This window comes from Sphingomonas sp. PSPC2-2, from assembly GCF_049897725.1.
In the GTDB taxonomy this organism is placed as follows: domain Bacteria; phylum Pseudomonadota; class Alphaproteobacteria; order Sphingomonadales; family Sphingomonadaceae; genus Sphingomonas.
Window position 1 is genome coordinate 33,404 of the sequence record NZ_JAFCWU010000013.1, and the last position, 15,789, is coordinate 49,192.

The following is a 15,789-nucleotide window of genomic DNA, read 5'->3' on the forward strand; positions in this document are numbered from 1 at the left end:
AGTGTGATCCCCTTGAAGATGGAGATCGGCTATTGCGAGTCACTCGCATTGTCAACGCTATTGCGATTTATTCGCATTTTTGCGCCGCCAACACCCAGCTTCGCAAAGCGCTGGCAAGGTTGGGGGGATCGTCCGCAAGGATCCGCACCGAATCGATTTGCGCGATCAACGCGTTGAGCGGCAGCAGGCGCATTTCCGCCTGCTCCTCCAGCGCACGCCAGAAGATCGGCTCCAGACTGATCGACGTTGGGTGTCCGGCAATGGTAACGGAACGCTTGACCGGGCCGATAAACCCGCCCGGCGGCGCTTCAACCACGCCCTCGCCCCATCGGGGCGTCGAAAAGGGCGGCGATCTGCTCTATGATCGTACCCCCTAGCTGTTCCGCATCCATGATCGTCACCGCGCGCGCATAATAGCGTGTCACGTCATGGCCGATACCGATCGCCGCCAGTTCGACCGGCGACTTGGCTTCGATCCAGCCGATCACCTGCCGCAAATGGCGTTCGAGATACGACCCGGAATTGACGCTCAGCGTCGAATCGTCGACCGGCGCGCCGTCCGATATCACCATCAGGATCTTGCGTTCCTCGGGCCGCGCGATGATCCGCGAATGCGCCCAGAGCAGCGCCTCGCCATCGATATTTTCCTTTAGCAGCCCCTCGCGCATCATCAGCCCAAGCGAGGTGCGTGCGCGCCGCCACGGCTCGTCGGCCTTCTTATAGACGATGTGGCGCACGTCGTTCAGCCGCCCCGGCTGCGGTGGCCGCCCGGCGGCGAGCCAGGTCTCGCGCGATTGTCCGCCCTTCCACGCGCGCGTGGTGAAGCCGAGGATCTCGGTCTTGACCCCGCACCGCTCCAGCGTGCGCGCCAGAATGTCCGCGCTGATCGCCGCGATCGAAATCGGGCGACCGCGCATCGACCCCGAATTGTCGATCAGCAGCGTCACCACCGTGTCGCGGAAATCGGTTTCGCGCTCGACCTTGTAACTGAGCGACAGCGTCGGATTGACCACGATCCGCGCCAGCCGCGCCGCATCGAGAATGCCCTCTTCCTGGTCGAAATCCCAACTGCGGTTCTGCTGCGCCATCAAGCGGCGTTGCAGGCGGTTGGCGAGCTTGGTCACTGCCCCCTGCAAATGCACCAATTGCTGGTCGAGATAGGAACGCAGCCGCGTCAGTTCATCCGCATCGCACAGATCGGTCGCCGCGATGACTTCGTCATAGGCGGTGGTCCATGCTTTATATTCGAATTGCGGCGCGAAATCCGCGAACGGTCGGTTGGGGCGCACCGGGAGCATCCCCTCCTCGCCTTCGTCGCCGGGCTCGCCGTCCATATCGTCGAACGAATCGTCGCTTTGCTCGGTGCCTTCGCCCTCTTCGCTGTCGGAATCCTGCTCGGACCCGCGCGCCTCGATTTCGCCCTGGCCCTGCTCGCCTTCGTCCTCGCCTTCGTCGCCCTGATCGTCCTGCTGCTCTTCCGAGCCTTCATCCTCGGAACCGCCTTCCTCGGATTCGTCGGGGATCATGTCCCCTTCGATCAACTCCAGATCTTCGAGCAGCTTGGTGGTCAGGCTGGCAAAGGCGCGCTGATCGTCGATCGCGAGCCCCAGCGCATCGAGATCGCGCCCCGCTTTCTGTTCGATCCAGTCGCGGACGAGCTCGAGCCCCGGCACGGTGGCGTCGGGCGGCGGGGCACCGGTCAAGCGTTCGCGCACGATCAGCCCGAGCGCGGTCGACAGCGGCACCTCGTCGCGCGTCCGTGCGCGCGTGATCGGGTCGGCGCGCAACCGCGTCTCCAGCGCAACGTCGAGATTGGCCGCGATCCCGGCATAACCGCGCGCGCCGAGTGCCTCTACGCGTGCGCCCTCGACCGCATCGAACACCGCACGCGCCACCGCCTCGTGCGGGGCGATCCGGCCGTGCAGCGCGGTGTCGTGATAGCGCAGCCGCAGCGCGAAGCCGTCGGCGAAACCACGCGCCTCGGCCACTTGCTCGGGCGGCAGCGTGCGCGCGGGCATCGGCACCTTGATATGCTTGCCCGACTGGCTCGGCGAGTCGGCGGTGAAGGCCAGCTCGATCTCGGGCTCATGCGCAACCGCGCGCGCTGCGCCGCCCAGCACGGCCTTGAAACGATCGAGGGGGGTCTCAGTAGGCACGGCTCAGCTCCGACGACACGCTATGCCTGCGGACAAAAAAGGCAAGACGATGGATCATGGCGTCCCTGCTACCAGATTGCGGCGCGTCGGAAAGCGGGGATGTTCCGATACTATCCTTCGATCCTCGGCAGGTCAGATGCAGCGGCGGCATCCCTGCGACCGCGTAGGTAGCCCTCAATCGTGCTGACCCGGTCGCGCAGCGAGACATGGCTATCCGCCAGCCGCGTCAGGCCATCGCTGAGCGCGGCCAGTTTTTTCTCCAGCCCATTCATACGCTCTTGATAGGTCAAAACGGCCTTGACGAGCGCGAATGCCTTTTCGCTCGTGCTCACGCCGGGTCGCCTGCCAAGGCGCGATCGATCGCCGCGCAGGCGCGGTCGATCGATTCATTCATCGCGTCCAACTGGCGGTTCCACTTCGCAAGACTGATTTCAAGCTCCGGCAGCACCAGGGCGAGCGCCTCATCATAACTGTCCGCTTCGCTTTGCCCCCCAGCAAGGTATCGGGTCGAAGCCTCACGCAGGACATGCCCAACGGATTTTCCCGCGCCGGACGCATAAGAGTCTAGCGCCGCCTTGTTCTCGGGAGTGGTCAGAAAGGTGACACGTTCGGTCTGCATCGCGGCAATCCTTATCATGTGATTATAAGGTTTTCGCGCCCTTGGACAAGATCCCCTCACAGCGGGATATTATCGTGCTTCTTCCACGGGTTCTCCAACTGCTTGCCGCGCAGCTTGCGCAAGCCCAGCGCGATGCGGCGGCGGGTCGAGTGCGGCTGGATCACCTCGTCGATGAACCCCTTGCTCGCCGCCACAAACGGGTTCGCGAAGCGCGCCTCATACTGTGCGGTCTGCTCGGCAATTTCCTCGGGCGTGCGGCCGCGAAAGATGATTTCGACCGCACCTTTCGCGCCCATCACCGCGATCTCGGCGGTCGGCCAGGCGTAATTGAGGTCGCCGCGCAAATGCTTCGAGGCCATCACGTCATACGCCCCGCCATAAGCCTTGCGCGTGATGACGGTGATCTTGGGCACGGTCGCTTCGGCATACGCGAACAGCAGCTTCGCGCCGTGCTTGATGATGCCGTTCAGCTCCTGCGCGGTGCCCGGCAGGAATCCCGGCACGTCGACAAAGGTGACGATCGGGATTTCGAAGGCATCGCAGAAGCGCACGAACCGCGCCGCCTTCTTGGACGAATTGATGTCGAGGCACCCGGCCAGCACCATCGGCTGGTTGGCGACGAAGCCGACCGTGCGCCCCTCGATCCGCCCGAAGCCGATAATGATGTTCGCGGCATGGGTCGGCTGAACCTCGAAGAAGTCGCCCTCATCGACGGTCTTTCGGATCAGCTCGTGCATGTCATAGGGCTGGTTGGCCGACGCTGGCACCAGCGTGTCGAGCGACGCCTCGATCCGGTCCCATGGGTCCGACGAGGGACGTTCGGGTGCGCCTTCGCGGTTCGAGGCGGGCAGGAAATCGATGAAGTCGCGCGCCGCCAGCAACGCCTCGATATCGTTTTCGAACGCGACATCGGCCACGCCGGATTTGGTGGTGTGCGTCACCGCGCCGCCCAATTCCTCCTGCGTGACGATTTCGTTGGTCACCGTCTTCACCACATCGGGCCCGGTGACGAACATGTAGGACGAATCCTTCACCATGAAGATGAAGTCGGTCATCGCCGGGGAATAGACCGCGCCGCCCGCGCACGGCCCCATAATCAGGCTGATCTGCGGCACCACGCCGCTCGCCAAAACATTCCGCTGGAACACCTCGGCATAGCCGCCAAGCGAAGCGACGCCTTCCTGGATGCGCGCGCCGCCGCTGTCGTTGAGGCCGATCACGGGTGCCCCGACCTTCAGCGCCATGTCCATGATCTTGCAGATCTTCTGCGCATGGCGTTCCGACAGCGAACCGCCGAACACCGTGAAATCCTGGCTGAACACGAACACCAGCCGACCGTTGATCGTGCCCGATCCGGTGACGACGCCATCGCCCGGAATCTTCTGCTCGGCCATGCCGAAATCGACGCAATTATGTTCGACATACATATCAAGCTCTTCGAACGAGCCTTCGTCGAGAAGCACATCGAGCCGCTCGCGCGCGGTGAGCTTGCCCTTGGCATGCTGCGCGGCGATGCGTTTCTCGCCCCCGCCCATGCGCGCGGCTTCACGTTTACGTTCCAGTTCGGCGATGGTCGAGGACATGGTCACTCCCTAAAACCCGTTGTGCGCTCTTTTCGCGGTTTGGCGACGGAACGCAACCCATGCACCCTTGCCAAGCACCAGCAGGGAACGGCAAATGCGCGCCCATAGGAGACCAAGATGTCCGAGCAGGAGCTTTATCCCGTCCCGCCCGAATGGGCCGCCCACGCCCGCATCGATGCGGACGGCTATGACCTGCTTTATGGCCGTAGCCTGGCCGATCCCGGCAGCTTCTGGCTCGACCAGGCCAAGCGGCTCGACTGGATCAAGCGCCCGGAGATCGCTGGCGATTGGTCGTTCGACAAAACCGATTTCCACATCCGCTGGTTCGCCGACGGCAAATTGAACGTCGCCGCCAATTGCCTGGACCGGCATCTTGCAAAACGCGGCGGCGACACCGCCTTGCTCTGGGAACCCGACGAACCCACGGAGGAACCGCGCAGCTTCACCTATGCCGAGCTTCATCGCGAAGTCTGCGTCTTTGCCAATGTGCTCAAGGCGCAAGGGGTCGCCAAGGGCGACCGTGTCACCATCTATCTGCCGATGATCCCCGAGGCAGCATTCGCAGTGCTGGCCTGCGCGCGGATCGGGGCGATCCATTCGGTGGTGTTCGCTGGCTTTTCACCCGAGGCGCTGGCCGGGCGGATCGAGGATTGCGGATCGAGCATCGTCATCACCGCCGACGAAGGGCGGCGCGGCGGCAAGCGTGTGCCGCTGAAAGCCAATGTCGATGCCGCCGCCGCGCACGCGCCCGGCCTCAAGACCGTCATCGTGGTCGCCGCAACGGGTGCCGCCGTGCCGTTCGAACCGACACGCGATGTCTGGTATCACGAAGCGCGCGACGGCGTGCCCGCCCTTTGCCCGCCCGAGCCGATGGGGGCCGAGGACCCGCTGTTCATCCTCTATACCAGCGGATCGACCGGCCAGCCCAAGGGGGTGATGCACACCAGCGGCGGCTATCTGTTGTGGGCCAGCCTCACCCACGAATTGTGCTTCGATTATCGGCCGGGGGATGTGTGGTGGTGCGCAGCCGACATCGGCTGGGTGACCGGACACACCTATATTCTCTACGGCCCGCTCGCCAATGGCGCGACGACGCTGATGTTCGAAGGCGTGCCCAACTGGCCCGACGCCAGCCGCATCTGGCAAGTGGTCGATCGCCACAAGGTCCACACAATCTTCACCGCACCCACCGCGCTGCGCGCGCTGATGAAGGATGGCGACGATTTCGTGGCCCGGACCGATCGCAGCTCGCTCAAGCTGCTCGGCACTGTCGGCGAGCCGATCAACCCCGAAGCATGGCGCTGGTATCACGAGGTCGTCGGCGGCGGCCGCTGCCCGATCATCGACACCTGGTGGCAGACCGAAACGGGCGGCGCGATGATCTCTCCGCTTCCCGGCGCGACCGCGCTCAAGCCCGGTTCGGCGACCAAGCCGATGCCCGGGGTCGACCCGCAACTGGTCAATGCCGATGGCGAGATTCTGGGCGGCGCGACCGAAGGCAACCTCGTCATCGCCCGCAGCTGGCCGGGACAGATGCGCGGCGTATGGGGTGATCGCGAACGCTTCTTCCAGACCTATTTCACCACCTATCCCGGCAAATATACCACGGGTGACGGCGCGCGCCGCGATGCCGATGGCTATTGGTGGATCACCGGCCGCGTCGACGACGTGATCAACGTCTCGGGCCACCGCATGGGCACCGCCGAGGTGGAAAGCGCGCTGGTGCTGCACCCCGAAGTGGCCGAGGCCGCCGTCGTCGGGATGCCACACGATATCAAGGGCCAGGGCATTTACGCCTATGTCACGCTCAATTCGGGGCACGCCCCGTCCGAGGCGTTGCGCAAAGACCTGATCGCCTGGGTCCGCAAGGAAATCGGCCCGATCGCCGCGCCGGACAAGCTGCAATTCGCGCCGGGGCTGCCCAAGACGCGCTCGGGCAAGATCATGCGCCGGATCCTGCGCAAGATCGCCGAGGGCGACGTGTCGAGCCTGGGCGATACCAGCACGCTCGCCGATCCGTCGGTGGTCGATGATCTGGTGGCGAACCGCGTGGCCTGACGCGCAGGCACGTGTTGCGGAGCCCCCACCCCACTGTTATGGTCAAGCATAACACAGGTTTTAGGGGGCTCCTTCATGCGTACATCCACCTTCGCCCGGCTCGCCGCCGCGGCTGCCATCGTCGCGCTCGCGGCACCCACGCTCGCCAAGGATGCCAAGAGCGGGCCGCGCTACGGCACCTTCGGTGTCGATCTGACGACGCAGGACAAGGCGATCAAGCCGGGCGACGATTTCTGGACCTTCGCCAATGGCGCGTGGAACAAGCGTACGCAGATCGCCGCCGATCGCACCTCGGCCGGCTATTGGGTGGTGATCAGCGACGAAGCCGAACAGCACGTCCGCGACATCCTGACCGATCTCGCCGCCAATCCCGCCAGCTTTGGCGCGTCGGGCAAGCAGATCGGCGATCTCTACGCGAGCTGGATGGACCAGGCCGCGATCGATGCGCGTGGCACCACATCGCTCCAGCCCTATCTCGCCAAGATCGCTGCCGTGCAGGACAAGGCCGCGTTGCAGACGCTGTTCGCCAGTGTCGGCTATGCCTCGCCGGTCGAACTCGGCCAATTGCCCAATCCGTCCGACCCGACCCGCTATGTTGCCGCCGCCAGCCAGGGCGGGCTCGGCATGGGCGGGCGCGATTACTACCTGCTCGAAGGCGCGAAATATGACGGCTTCCGCAAGGCCTATCGCGACTATGTGATCCAGATGCAGACGCTGGCGGGCATTCCCGACGCCGCGACCAAGGCCGATGCGATCATCGCGCTCGAAACCGCGATGGCCAAGGAGCAATGGAGCCCCGAGCGCCAGCGCAATCTGATGGAGATGTTCAAGCCGATGGACCGTGCGGGCATGAAAGCGCTCGCGCCGCAATTCGACTGGGATTTGATGCTGAAGACCGCCGGGCTCGACAGCATCCCGACCGTGATCATGGCGACCAGCACCGCGCTGACCGCCAATGGCAAATTGCTCGATTCGGTGCCGCTGCAGACATGGAAGGACTGGGTCGCGTTCCGCTTCGTCAGCGATCACGCACAATTCCTGCCCAAGGCGTTCGACGATGCGAGCTTCGCCTTTTACGGCAAGACGCTACGCGACCAGCCGACCCAGCGCGACCGCTGGAAGCGCGGTGTTGCCCTCGTCAATGGTGCGTTGGGCGAGGCGGTCGGCCAGATTTACGTGGCGCGCTATTTCCCGCCCGAGAGCGAAGCCAAAATGGGCGAGCTGATCGGCGATCTGCGCGGCGCACTTGGCGAAAGGCTCACGGCGAATAGCTGGATGGACGCCAAGACCAAGGCGGCGGCGCTTGCCAAGCTCGACAAGTTCGACCCGCGCATCGGCCACCCGGCCAAGTACATCGACTATGCCAGCCTCAAGATCGATCGCGGCGATCTGCTCGGCAATGCGATGCGCAGCGGCGACTTCCAGCATCAGCTCGATCTCGACCGGCTGACCAAGCCCGTCGATCGCAGCCTGTGGGACATGACCCCGCAGACGGTGAACGCCTATTACAATCCGCTCTCGAACCAGATCACCTTCCCCGCCGCGATCCTGCAGCCGCCCTTCTTCGACCCCAAGGCCGATGCCGCGGTCAATTACGGCGCGATCGGCGCGGTGATCGGGCATGAGATCGGCCACGGCTTTGACGATCAGGGCAGCCTGTTCGACGGGACCGGCAAGATCAGCAACTGGTGGACGCCCGAATCCAAAAAGGCCTTCACCGCGCGCACCGCCGTGCTCGGCAAGCAATATGACGGCTATGAACCGATCCCCGGCACGCACATCAAGGGATCGCTCACCATGGGCGAGAATATCGGCGATCTGGGCGGCGTGGAAATGGCCTATGCCGCCTATCAGCGCTATCAGGCCAAGCACGGCAAGGCACCGGTGATCGGCGGGCTGACCGGTGACCAGCGCTTCTTCCTCGCCTGGGCGCAAGTCTGGCAGGAAAAGGACCGCGAAGGCGCGCTGCGCCAGCAATTGCTGACCAATGCGCACAGCCCGGCCTTCTTCCGCGTCAACGGCGTCGTGCGCAATGTCGATGCCTGGTACACCGCCTTTAACGTCAAGCCCGGCGACAAGCTGTACCTCGCCCCCGCCGACCGGGTGCATATCTGGTAAGGTGAATGAGACCGGTCGTCCTTCCCGCCGCGCGGGAAGGACGATCGGTTACCGCAGCAGCACCAGTTCCTCCGCCATCGACGGATGCAGCGCGACCGTCTGGTCGAAGGCGTCCTTGGTCAGCCCGGCCTTCACCGCAACCGCCGCCGCCTGCAAGATCTCGGGTGCATCGGGGCCAATCATATGCAGCCCCAGCACCACGCCGGACTCGGCATGGCACACCATCTTGTAGAGCGCGCGTTCGTTGCGGCCGGCGAGCACATTCTTCATCGGGCGGAAGTCCGAGGTATAGACCTTGACCGAACCGAACTTGTTCTTCGCCTGCGCCTCGGTCAGGCCGACGCCCGCCATCGGCGGGTGGCTGAACACCGCGCTCGGGATATTCTCGTAATCGACTTGGGTAGGCTTGTTGCCAAACAGCGTATCCGCAAACGCCTGCCCCTCGCGGATCGCGACTGGGGTCAGTTGCACGCGATTGGTCACGTCACCGACGGCATAGATGCTGTCGCAGCTCGATTTGTTGTCGTCATCGACGACGATCGCGCCCTTGTCGTCCAGATCGACGCCCGCCGCCGCCAGGCCAAGCCCTGCGGTATTGGGGGTGCGTCCGGTTGCGAACAGCACGCAATCGACCTCAATCGGTTCATGATTGGTCATCGAGACCAGCAAGCTGCCGTCGGCTTGCTTCTCGATGCCGCGGAACGCCGCGTTGAAGCGGAAGTCGAGCCCCTTCATCATCGAGATCTGCAGCAGCCGGTCGCGGATCGATTCGTCATAACCGCGCAGGATCACATCGCTGCGGTTGATCAGCGTCACCTTTGCGCCGAATTCGTTGAAGATACCGGCGAATTCATTGGCGATATAGCCAGCGCCCGCGATCAGGATGCGCTTGGGCACGGCGTCGAGATGGAATACTTCGTTCGAGGTGATGCCATGTTCGTGCCCCGGGCATTCCGGCACCACCGGCGTCGCGCCGACCGCGATCAGAATGTATTTAGCGGTCACCTCGCGCCCGTCGCCCAGCCGCACGCTATGCGGCCCGGTCACCTCCGCGCGATCGAGGATGATGTCGACGCCATTGTTGTTGAGCGTGGCGGTATAGGCACCGTTGATGCGGCTGACTTCTTCCATGACATTGTCGCGCAGCCGCACCCAGTCGAAGCCGAGATTGTCGGGCACGTCCCAGCCAAAGCGCTTGGCGTCCTTCAGATCCTCGGCGAAGTGCGCGCCGTAGACGAGCAGCTTCTTGGGCACGCAACCGCGGATAACGCAGGTGCCGCCAACGCGATATTCCTCGGCCACCGCCACCTTCGCACCATGTGCAGCGGCAACGCGCGACGCGCGCGTACCGCCCGAACCGGCACCGATGACGAAGAGATCGTAATCATAAGAAGCGGTGGTCATCGAAAGCTCCGTAAGGGAATTCAGCGCAAGCCCGCGCGCCGCATCGGCATCGCGTCGATCGCGGCGATCAGGGTTGCGGGGGTAATCGGATCGGTCTGTCGCAGGGCTACATGCCCGTCCTTGCCGATCAACAGGACAGCGAAACGATCACGCGGTAGCGACCAAAGTTGGCGCAACGCCGCCGCGGAATCGCGCACGCCCGCCACGCGATCCGCCATGACCGTGACGATCACGACGTCGCGCGCGGCGAGCGGCTCCTGGCTTGCGGCAAGCGCAGCGATCTGCTGCTGCGCTTGCCGATCGGCTTCGGCGGGCGCGGCGATGACAAGCAATCGGTGGTGATGACGCATCTCCACCACCGATTGGGTCATCAACGCCAGCGCCGCCAGCAACATCAGCCGAACGCGCGCTTGATCAGGTCGGTGGTCGACACGTCGAACTCTTGCCCGCCCGCATCGGCCGCCTTGGCCATTTCCTTGCCCAGCTCGACGCCGAACTGGTCGAACGGATTGATGCCGAGCAGCACGCCATTCACGAACACACGCTGCTCGTAAAACGCGATCAGCGCGCCGAGCGTGCGCGCATCGAGCACTTCGAGGAGGATCGTCGAAGACGGCCGATCGCCCGAATAGCTGCGCGCGAGATCGTCATTGGGCCGCCCCTTCATCAGCGCCGCCCCTTGCGCAAAGGCATTGAGCAGCAATTGGCGGTGATGTTCTTCGGCCAGCGTATCGCCCGGTTCGATCACCGCGACGAATTCGACCGGCACCAGATGCGTGCCCTGATGCAGCAACTGGAACACGGCGTGCTGCGCATCGGTGCCGACGCCGCCCCAGGTGATGGCAGCACTTGGACGGCCGAGCGGCTTGCCGTCGATCGTCACGCCCTTGCCGTTCGATTCCATTTCGAGCTGCTGGAGATAGGACGGCAGCAACCGCAACCGCTCATCATAGGCGAAGGTCGCGCGCGTCTCGGCGTGGCGGACCTGCGTGTAATAGAGATCGGCAAACGCTGCCAAAGCCGGCGCATTCTGGCTGAGCGACGTCTGGCGGAAATGGCGGTCCATTTCGCCCGCACCATCGAGCATGTCCTGGAAATTGTCCCATCCGAGCGCCAGCGCCGCCGGGAAGCCGATCGACGACCACAGGGAATAGCGCCCGCCAACCGACTCGGCGAAGGGCAACACGCGGGTTTCATCGACGCCCCATTCGACCGCCTTGTCGGGGTCGGCGGTCAGCGCAACGACGCGGCCATAGACGTCATCCACCCCGCCTTCGCCCATCCACTGCAGCACCGATTCGGCGTTGGTCAGCGTTTCCTTGGTGGTGAAGGTCTTGGACGCGATCACCAGCAATGTGGCGGTCGGATCGAACTTCTTGAACACCTCTTCCAGTGCCGCACCGTCGATGTTGGAGACGATCGCGACGTCGTAGCGGCTGTCTTCGCGCCCCAGCGCGTCGATCAGCAGATCGGGCCCAAGTGCCGATCCGCCGATGCCCACGTGCAGCACATGGCGAATCGGCCCGAGCGCCTCGCCCTCGATCGCGTCGATCAACGCGCGCATGCGCGCGTGCAGCACCCGGGCCTGGGCGACATCGTCGACACTGCCTTCGCCACGCTCGGCGACATGGGTGACGGCGCGGCCTTCGGTGGTGTTGATGATCTCGCCCGCGAACAGCGCCTCGCGCTTGCCCGCCAGGTCCTGCGCCTTGGCCAGCGCCTCGAACGCGGCCACCGCTTGCGCCGTCAAATGCGTCTTCGACCAGTCGAAATGCAGACCCGCCACATCGACGCTGAAGGCCGCCAGCCGGTTGGGGTCTTCGGCGAACAGGGTTTCCAGGCGCGGCGCGGGCAAGGCTTCGATCGCGGTCCAGTCGGCAGGCATTAGGGCACCTCTTTGGTCAATGGGGGCGGGGGGAGGGTCCGCCTTAGATTGCCCTAGCGCCGCGCGGTTACAACCGCCAGCTTGACGCGACACCGGAGCCGCACCAAACCGCGCGCATGGCCGACCCCACCTCCCCCGCCCGCAAATCCGAAACGCGCGAGACGCTCGTCTTCTTGCTGAAGCTCGCGGTGATCGTATTCGTGTTCCGCAGCTTCGTGTTCGCGCCGTTCAGCATCCCGTCGCAATCGATGCTGCCGCGATTGTACATCGGCGACTATCTGTTCGTGTCGAAATGGAATTACGGCTATTCGCGCTGGTCGCTGCCGTGGGGCGTTCCGCTGATCCCGGGCCGCATCCTTGGGCGCGATCCGGCACGCGGCGACGTGGTGGTGTTTCGCGGCCCGCCCGGAGAGGATCACGATGTTATCAAGCGCGTGATCGGCCTGCCCGGCGACACCATCCAGATGCGCCACGGCCAGGTGATTCTCAACGGCACGCCCGTGCCCAAGGTCCGTGTCGCCGATTTCACCATCCCGCTCAGCCCGAATTATCCCGGCGGCAGCGAATGCCCGAGCGAGTTCGAGGACAGCCTGAACGGCACCCCGATCTGCCGCTATCAGCAATTCCGTGAGACGCTGCCGAACGGCAAAAGCTACAACGTGCTCGACCGGGGCGAGCAGCCCAATGCCGATGAGACTGGCGTCTATGCCGTCCCCGCCGGGCATATCTTCGTGATGGGCGACAATCGCGACGACAGCGGCGACAGCCGCTTCGATCCGCCCGAAGGCATGGGCATGGTGCCGATGGAGCGCGTCGAGGGCAAGGCAGTCTTGTCGTTCTTCTCGACCGATGGTTCGGCCAACTGGTTCCTGCCGTGGACGTGGTTTTCGGCGGCGCGCTGGAGCCGGATCGGGGCAGGTTTTTGAGCAACACGCTGCACGACTGGCTGACCGCGGCGCTGGGCCACGCCCCGCTCGACCTGATACCGTTCGAACGCGCGCTGACGCATGGCAGTCAGGCCGCAGCGAATTATGAGCGGCTCGAATTTCTGGGCGACCGCGTGCTCGGGCTGGTGATGGCCGAATGGCTGTTCGAGCTGTTCCCGGGCGAGCCCGAGGGCGCCTTGTCCAAGCGGCTGAATGCGCTGGTGACGGGCGCGGTCTGCGCCGATGTCGCACGCGGCCTTGGCGTCGCCGCGCAGCTCCGCCTCGGCAAGCAAGCGCGCGACGATGGCGCGGCCGACAGCGACAATGTGCTGGGCGACGTGATGGAGGCACTGATCGGTGCCTTATACCTCGAAGCGGGGCTGGACGGCGCGCGCCGTGCGATCCGCAAGATCTGGGCGGACCGCCCCAGCCGCCAGATCGCCGCCCCGCAACACCCCAAATCCGCGCTGCAGGAATGGGCCGCCGCGCACAATCGCAAGACGCCGGCTTATGACGTGGTCGAGCGCTCCGGCCCCCACCACGCCCCGCGCTTCCGCGTAAAGGCCACGCTCGGCACGTTTGCCGAAGCCGAAGCCGAAGGCAGCTCCAAACAGGAAGCCGAAACGGCGGCGGCGGCGGCGTTGCTCGCCAAATTGCGCTAAGCGCGCGACAGGTTCAGGGCGAACGGTGTATGGGGGGCGGACGGTATCGTTACTTCCGTTCGCCCTGAGCCTGTCGAAGGGCACCTTCCCACACGGGCGAGGCTGACATATGGCGTTCTGGGCCTATCTCTTGCGCTGTTCCGACGGTAGCTTCTACACCGGCCATACCGAAGCGCTTGAACATCGCATCGGCCAGCATCAGTCCGGCCAGATCCCCGGCTACACGCACACCCGCCGCCCGGTGACCCTGGTTTGGAGCCAGGACTTCCCCTCTCGCCTCGAAGCGCTGGAGGCAGAGCGCCAGATCAAGGGGTGGAGCCGCGCCAAGAAACAGGCACTGATCGCTGGCGATTGGGAACGGCTTTCCTTACTGGCACGGAATCGCCAAGATACGAGCAGCCCTTCGACAGGCTCAGGGCGAACGGAATTGGCGGGCGATGTCTCCCGTACCGTTCGCCCTGAGCCTGTCGAAGCGCCCGCACTACCCAAGGACCATCAATGACTGACCCCACCCCCCAACATTGCGGCCTCGTTGCCATTCTCGGCGCGCCCAATGCGGGCAAATCCACCTTGGTCAATGCGCTGGTCGGGCAGAAGGTGGCGATCGTCAGCCCCAAGGCGCAGACCACGCGCGTGCGGCTGATGGGCGTCGCGATCGAGGGCGACACGCAGCTCCTGCTGGTCGATACCCCCGGCATTTTCGAACCCAAGCGGCGGCTCGATCGCGCGATGGTGCAGGCCGCCTGGGGCGGTGCCGAAGGGGCCGACGTGCTCGCCTTGGTCGTCGATGCCAAAGGCGGGCTCGGCGCCAAGGTCACCGATATTGCCGAGGCGATCAAGGACCGCCGCGAACCCAAATATCTCATCCTCAACAAGGTCGATCTGGCCGACAAGGGCAAGCTGCTGCTGCATGCCGAGAAATTGACCGGCATGGTCGATTTCGCCGAGACCTTCTTCGTCAGCGCGGCGACCGGCGACGGCCTGCCCGAACTGAAGGCGCACCTCGCCAAGGCGATGCCCGAGGGCCCATGGCATTTCCCCGAGGATCAGGTATCCGACGCAAGCGAGCGCAGCCTCGCCTCCGAAGTGACGCGCGAGCAGCTCTATCTCCAGCTCCACGCCGAACTGCCTTATGCCTCGGCGATCGAGACCGAACAGTATAAGGAGCGCGAGGACGGCTCGGTCGAGATCCACCAGCAGATTTTGGTCGAGCGCCCGACGCAACGCGCGATCGTGCTCGGCAAGGGCGGCGCGCGCATCAAGGAAATCGGCGCGCGCGCGCGGGCGGAACTCAGCGAGATCATGGGCCGCCCGGTCCATCTCTATCTGCACGTAAAGGTGCGCCCCGGCTGGGACGACGAACGCGACGTCTATCGCGAAATGGGGCTGGACTGGGTGGAATGAGCAAGACCGTGAAGGCGGCGCTGGTCCAGGCCGCCCCTATCCCGCTGGCAATCGGCGACGGCATCACCGCCCTGCTCGATCACGTTGCCGATGCCGCCGATATCGGCGCACAGTTGGTCGCGTTCGGCGAGACGTTTCTCGGGGGCTATCCGATCTGGCTGGATGAAGCGCCCAATGCGGCCTTGTGGGATCATCGCGGGACACAGGCATTGCATGCGATCCTGCTCGACCAGGCGCTGCGCCCCGACGATCCGCGCCTGGAACCGCTGCAGCAATTGGTCGATGCAGCCAATATTCTCGTTTCCGTCGGCGCGCATGAACGGGTGCGCTCGAGCCTGACCAACACCCAATATCTCTTCCGCCCGGGCTTGCCGCCGCTGCTCCATCGCAAGCTGGTGCCGACGCATGGCGAACGCATGATCTGGGGCCGGGGCGACGGCTCGACGCTCGATGTGCATCAAGCACCGTGGGGCACCGTCGGATCGCTGATCTGCTGGGAGCATTGGATGCCACTTGCGCGGGCAGCGATGCACCATGCGGGCGAAGCCGTGCATGTCGCGGCGTGGCCGACGGTGCGCCCGATGTACCGCGTCGCCTCGCAGCATTATGCGTTTGAGGGGCGTTGCTTCGTGCTTGCGGCCGGGCTGGTTCAGCACCGGCGCGATTTGCTGGACGGGCTCGACCGGGTCGGCGGCGATGCAGATGCGCGCGACCTGATCCTCGGCATCGCCGATACCCAACTGCAATCGGGCGGGAGTTGCATCATCGCGCCCGACGGGACACTGCTTGCCGAAACCGGCGCGGATCCCGACCTGTTGATCGCCGAGCTGGATCTCGATGCAATCGGGCGCGGGCTGACCGCGCTCGATACCGATGGCCATTATGCCCGGCCCGACGTCTTCGAATTGCGGGTCGATCGTCGGCCCCGGCTGGGCGTGGCCGATGCCGAGGACGGATTCGCGCAGGGCTGAACG

15 protein-coding genes are annotated in these 15,789 nt (G+C 64.7%); 7 read left to right on the forward strand and 8 right to left on the reverse strand.

Features of this window, described 5'->3' with window-relative positions; translation table 11 throughout:
* Window positions 1-67: 67 nt before the first annotated feature.
* The 5 genes from ACP7BY_RS18640 to ACP7BY_RS18660 form a co-directional block, all read right to left on the reverse strand.
* On the reverse strand, window positions 68-316 hold the full coding sequence (locus tag ACP7BY_RS18640; protein ID WP_033964539.1) for a ribbon-helix-helix domain-containing protein: 249 nt from the start codon (window positions 314-316) through the stop codon (window positions 68-70).
* Entirely contained in the window at window positions 309-2,156 is a 1,848-nt protein-coding gene (cobT, locus tag ACP7BY_RS18645; protein ID WP_033964541.1) for a cobaltochelatase subunit CobT, read from the reverse strand. Before cobT ends, ACP7BY_RS18640 begins: the two co-directional genes overlap by 8 nt.
* A gap of 110 nt (window positions 2,157-2,266) precedes the next feature.
* Window positions 2,267-2,488, reverse strand: coding sequence for a hypothetical protein (locus ACP7BY_RS18650; RefSeq protein ID WP_137903088.1), 222 nt, complete (start codon window positions 2,486-2,488; stop codon window positions 2,267-2,269).
* Window positions 2,485-2,775, reverse strand: a complete 291-nt coding sequence (locus ACP7BY_RS18655; protein WP_033964542.1) for a hypothetical protein — start codon at window positions 2,773-2,775, stop codon at window positions 2,485-2,487. The genes ACP7BY_RS18650 and ACP7BY_RS18655 overlap by 4 nt, the downstream gene beginning before the upstream one ends.
* A 56-nt stretch (window positions 2,776-2,831) precedes the next feature.
* Window positions 2,832-4,358, reverse strand: coding sequence for an acyl-CoA carboxylase subunit beta (locus ACP7BY_RS18660; RefSeq protein ID WP_137903087.1), 1,527 nt, complete (start codon window positions 4,356-4,358; stop codon window positions 2,832-2,834).
* A gap of 117 nt (window positions 4,359-4,475) precedes the next feature.
* On the opposite strand from ACP7BY_RS18660, the gene acs reads away from it, so the two are divergent.
* Together acs and ACP7BY_RS18670 are read left to right on the forward strand one after the other, a co-directional pair.
* Window positions 4,476-6,416 carry an acetate--CoA ligase gene (acs, locus tag ACP7BY_RS18665; RefSeq protein WP_033964543.1) on the forward strand — a complete coding sequence of 647 codons (1,941 nt, stop codon included), beginning with the start codon at window positions 4,476-4,478 and terminating at the stop codon, window positions 6,414-6,416.
* Window positions 6,417-6,491: 75 nt separating this feature from the next.
* Window positions 6,492-8,534 carry a M13 family metallopeptidase gene (locus ACP7BY_RS18670; protein WP_033964544.1) on the forward strand — a complete coding sequence of 681 codons (2,043 nt, stop codon included), beginning with the start codon at window positions 6,492-6,494 and terminating at the stop codon, window positions 8,532-8,534.
* A gap of 48 nt (window positions 8,535-8,582) precedes the next feature.
* On the opposite strand, the gene gorA is transcribed toward ACP7BY_RS18670, so the two are convergent.
* The 3 genes from gorA to pgi are packed head-to-tail and all read right to left on the reverse strand — an operon-like array spanning window position 8,583 to window position 11,823.
* Complete coding sequence (gorA, locus tag ACP7BY_RS18675) at window positions 8,583-9,938, reverse strand: glutathione-disulfide reductase (RefSeq protein ID WP_033964545.1); 1,356 nt, start codon at window positions 9,936-9,938, stop codon at window positions 8,583-8,585.
* Between the two features lie 20 nt (window positions 9,939-9,958).
* Window positions 9,959-10,333 (reverse strand): DUF4174 domain-containing protein, encoded by a 375-nt coding sequence (locus tag ACP7BY_RS18680; RefSeq protein WP_137903086.1) that lies wholly within the window; start codon window positions 10,331-10,333, stop codon window positions 9,959-9,961.
* Window positions 10,333-11,823: a glucose-6-phosphate isomerase gene (pgi, locus tag ACP7BY_RS18685; protein ID WP_033964572.1), complete on the reverse strand. Its 1,491-nt coding sequence runs from the start codon at window positions 11,821-11,823 to the stop codon at window positions 10,333-10,335. Before pgi ends, ACP7BY_RS18680 begins: the two co-directional genes overlap by 1 nt.
* A 116-nt stretch (window positions 11,824-11,939) precedes the next feature.
* On the opposite strand from pgi, the gene lepB reads away from it, so the two are divergent.
* The 5 genes from lepB (at window position 11,940) to ACP7BY_RS18710 (ending at window position 15,786) form a co-directional block, all read left to right on the forward strand.
* Window positions 11,940-12,749, forward strand: coding sequence for a signal peptidase I (gene lepB / locus ACP7BY_RS18690; protein WP_033964547.1), 810 nt, complete (start codon window positions 11,940-11,942; stop codon window positions 12,747-12,749).
* Window positions 12,746-13,411: a ribonuclease III gene (rnc, locus tag ACP7BY_RS18695; RefSeq protein WP_033964548.1), complete on the forward strand. Its 666-nt coding sequence runs from the start codon at window positions 12,746-12,748 to the stop codon at window positions 13,409-13,411. Before lepB ends, rnc begins: the two co-directional genes overlap by 4 nt.
* Window positions 13,412-13,520: 109 nt before the next feature.
* Window positions 13,521-13,913, forward strand: coding sequence for a GIY-YIG nuclease family protein (locus tag ACP7BY_RS18700; protein ID WP_081988672.1), 393 nt, complete (start codon window positions 13,521-13,523; stop codon window positions 13,911-13,913).
* Window positions 13,910-14,815, forward strand: coding sequence for a GTPase Era (gene era, locus ACP7BY_RS18705; protein WP_126845104.1), 906 nt, complete (start codon window positions 13,910-13,912; stop codon window positions 14,813-14,815). Before ACP7BY_RS18700 ends, era begins: the two co-directional genes overlap by 4 nt.
* Window positions 14,812-15,786 (forward strand): carbon-nitrogen hydrolase family protein, encoded by a 975-nt coding sequence (locus ACP7BY_RS18710; RefSeq protein WP_033964549.1) that lies wholly within the window; start codon window positions 14,812-14,814, stop codon window positions 15,784-15,786. The genes era and ACP7BY_RS18710 overlap by 4 nt, the downstream gene beginning before the upstream one ends.
* The last annotated feature ends 3 nt before the right edge of the window (window positions 15,787-15,789 follow it).